Consider the following 2,692-nt stretch of genomic DNA (forward strand, 5'->3'; position numbering starts at 1 on the left):
TTAGTGGGCATGGCAACGAAATTCGCCGAGGCGGTTCTGGCGGTGCGTTACCGTGAAACCGACAGCACCGGTCACCACATTGGTGGGCCGATGTTCTATATCAAGAACGGCCTGGGCAAGAAGTGGCTATGGCTGGGCGGCCTGTTTTCATTCTTTGGTGCCGTGGCTGCCTTTGGCATTGGTAATACCGTGCAGTCCAACTCGGTGGCGGATGCCATGGATGCCACCTTTGGCGTGCCCCATTGGCTGACGGGGGTGATCATCATGGTGCTGGCCGGGGCGGTGATTCTCGGTGGTATCAAGCGTATTGCCAAGGTGGCCGGTAAGCTGGTGCCCATCATGGGGGTTGCCTATGTACTGGCTGGGCTGCTGGTGCTGATTGTCAACGCGGGGCAAATTGGCGAGGCCTTTAGGCTGATCTTCTACTACGCCTTCAACCCGATTGCCGCTGCCGGTGGCTTTGCCGGTGCTGCCGTCATGGCGGCCATTCGTTTTGGCGTGGCCCGGGGAATCTTCTCCAACGAAGCGGGCCTCGGCAGCGCGCCCATCGCCCATGCGGCGGCGCAGACCCGCAACCCGGTTCGTCAGGGCTTGATCGCCATGCTGGGCACGTTCATCGACACGATCATCGTCTGTACCATCACCGCGCTGGTCATTCTGACCTCTACGGTATGGATCGATGGCGAAGCCGGAGCGTCTTTGACTGCGCTCTCCTTCGATGCAGCCTTGCCGGGCTTTGGTAACCAGATCGTGGCCGTGGCGCTGGCCATCTTTGCCTTTACCACCATTCTGGGCTGGTCGTTCTACGGCGAGAAGTGCTGCCAGTTCCTGTTTGGCACGCGCTCCATCATGCTGTACCGCGTGCTTTTCGTTTTGGCCATCCCGCTGGGAGCCATCGCGCAACTGGGCTTCATCTGGCTGATGGCCGATACCTTCAACGCGATGATGGCCATTCCCAACCTGATTGCGCTGGCGCTGCTGTCGCCGGTTGTGTTTAAACTCACTCGGGATTATTTTGCGGGTAAGGACATCCTGCCGGGTGAAGCCCTGGATCACGATAAATAAGCGCCTTTCACAGGCGGGAAGATAAGATCCACCAGAGCCGGGAAGCCTTTAAGGCTTCCCGTTTCTCTTTTGACCATTGAGGAAGCCCATGACCGAACTTAAACGTACGCCGCTGCATGCACTGCACACTCAGTTAGGCGCGAAAATGGTGCCCTTTGCGGGCTATGAGATGCCCGTGCAGTACCCGTTGGGTGTGAAAAAGGAGCACGAGCATACGCGCCAGCAGTGCGGTCTGTTTGACGTGTCGCACATGGGGCAGATTCTGGTGTCCGGCGACGATGTGGCAGAAGCGCTGGAGACATTGATTCCCGCCGATCTGGTGGGGCTGAAGATTGGCCAGCAGCGCTATGGCCTGTTTACCGGGACCGAGGGCGGAATCATCGATGACCTGATGGTGGTGAACGCTGGAGATCACTTCTATCTGGTGGTCAATGCGGCCTGCAAGGATCAGGATATTGCTCATCTACGCACCAACCTGGGTTCTACTCACCAGATCGACGTGCTGGACCGAGGTTTGCTGGCGCTGCAAGGGCCCCAGGCGCGTGATGTCATGCAGCGCCTGTGCCCCGCGGCCTGTGACATGACGTTCATGCAGCATGGTCGTTTCAGCCTGGTCGGTCACGAGGTGTGGATAAGCCGCAGCGGTTATACCGGAGAGGATGGCTTCGAGATTTCCGTGGCCGCAGAAGCGAGCCAGGCGTTGGCCGAAGCGCTACTCGCCGAACCGGAAGTGGAAGCGATTGGCCTGGGGGCGCGGGATTCCCTGCGTCTTGAGGCGGGACTGTGCCTTTACGGCCACGACATGGACATGACCACCACGCCGGTAGAGGCCAGCTTGATCTGGGCCATCGGCAAGCCGCGCCGCCATGGGGGAGAGCGCCCGGCAGGTTTCCCGGGGGCGGATATCATTCTGCATCAGGTGGATGCCAAGGATCATACCCGCAAGCGGGTCGGTCTGGTGGGGGAAGGGCGTGCCCCGGTACGTGAAGGCGTCACGCTGGTGGATGAGTCAGGCCAGGAGATCGGTCAGGTAACCTCCGGCGGGTTTGGCCCCAGCGTCGGTAAGCCCGTGGCCATGGGCTACGTGGAACGGCAATGGGAAGCGCCGGGCAAGACGGTGTTTGCGCTGGTTCGGGGTAAGTCGCTGCCCATGACCGTTACGCCAATGCCTTTCGTGGAGCCTGGCTACTATCGAGGGTGAGGTGCTTCTGTGCAAGCCCCCAAAGCGGGGGCTTGCTCGATACCTTCTACCTCAGTACCTTCTATCTCAACACCTGTCGCGGGTCGATGGGCTTGCCGCCCTGGCGCAGGTCGAAGAGCAGGTCATAGCGCTGCGTTGAGGCGCTTTGGCCAACTTCGCACAGGGCATCGCCAGCGCTCACCTGCTGGCCAACGTTGACCAGCAGTCGCTCGCAGAGCGCATATACGCTTTGCAGGTTGTCGGCATGATGCACGATCACCACCTCACCCAGCTGGCGCATGCCATCGGCAAAGCGCACTTCTCCAGGCGCCACGGCCTTGGCCTTGGCACCGGCCTGGGTGGCCAGCAACATCGGCTGTAGCGTGCCACGGCTATCGGCACCAAAGCGCCTCACGACCCGGTAATCTTCCAGCGGCCAGGGCCAGC

General features: G+C 60.7%; 3 protein-coding genes. 2 read left to right on the forward strand and 1 reads right to left on the reverse strand.

The genetic code is table 11. The annotated features are described in order from the left end of the window. Window positions 1–1,065: alanine/glycine:cation symporter family protein (locus B7L71_RS01685; protein WP_081135532.1), on the forward strand; the 1,065-nt coding region annotated here is incomplete at its 5' end. A gap of 88 nt (window positions 1,066–1,153) precedes the next feature. Further along, complete coding sequence (gene gcvT / locus B7L71_RS01690) at window positions 1,154–2,266, forward strand: glycine cleavage system aminomethyltransferase GcvT (RefSeq protein ID WP_081135535.1); 1,113 nt, start codon at window positions 1,154–1,156, stop codon at window positions 2,264–2,266. 61 nt (window positions 2,267–2,327) lie between these two features. Here the strand turns inward: gcvT and B7L71_RS01695 are convergent. After that, the coding region (locus B7L71_RS01695) for a murein hydrolase activator EnvC family protein (RefSeq protein WP_170919414.1) at window positions 2,328–2,692 on the reverse strand (365 nt) is incomplete at its 5' end.

The sequence above is a fragment of the Halomonas sp. BC2 genome (assembly GCF_002078115.1).
GTDB lineage: Bacteria > Pseudomonadota > Gammaproteobacteria > Pseudomonadales > Halomonadaceae > Vreelandella > Vreelandella stevensii.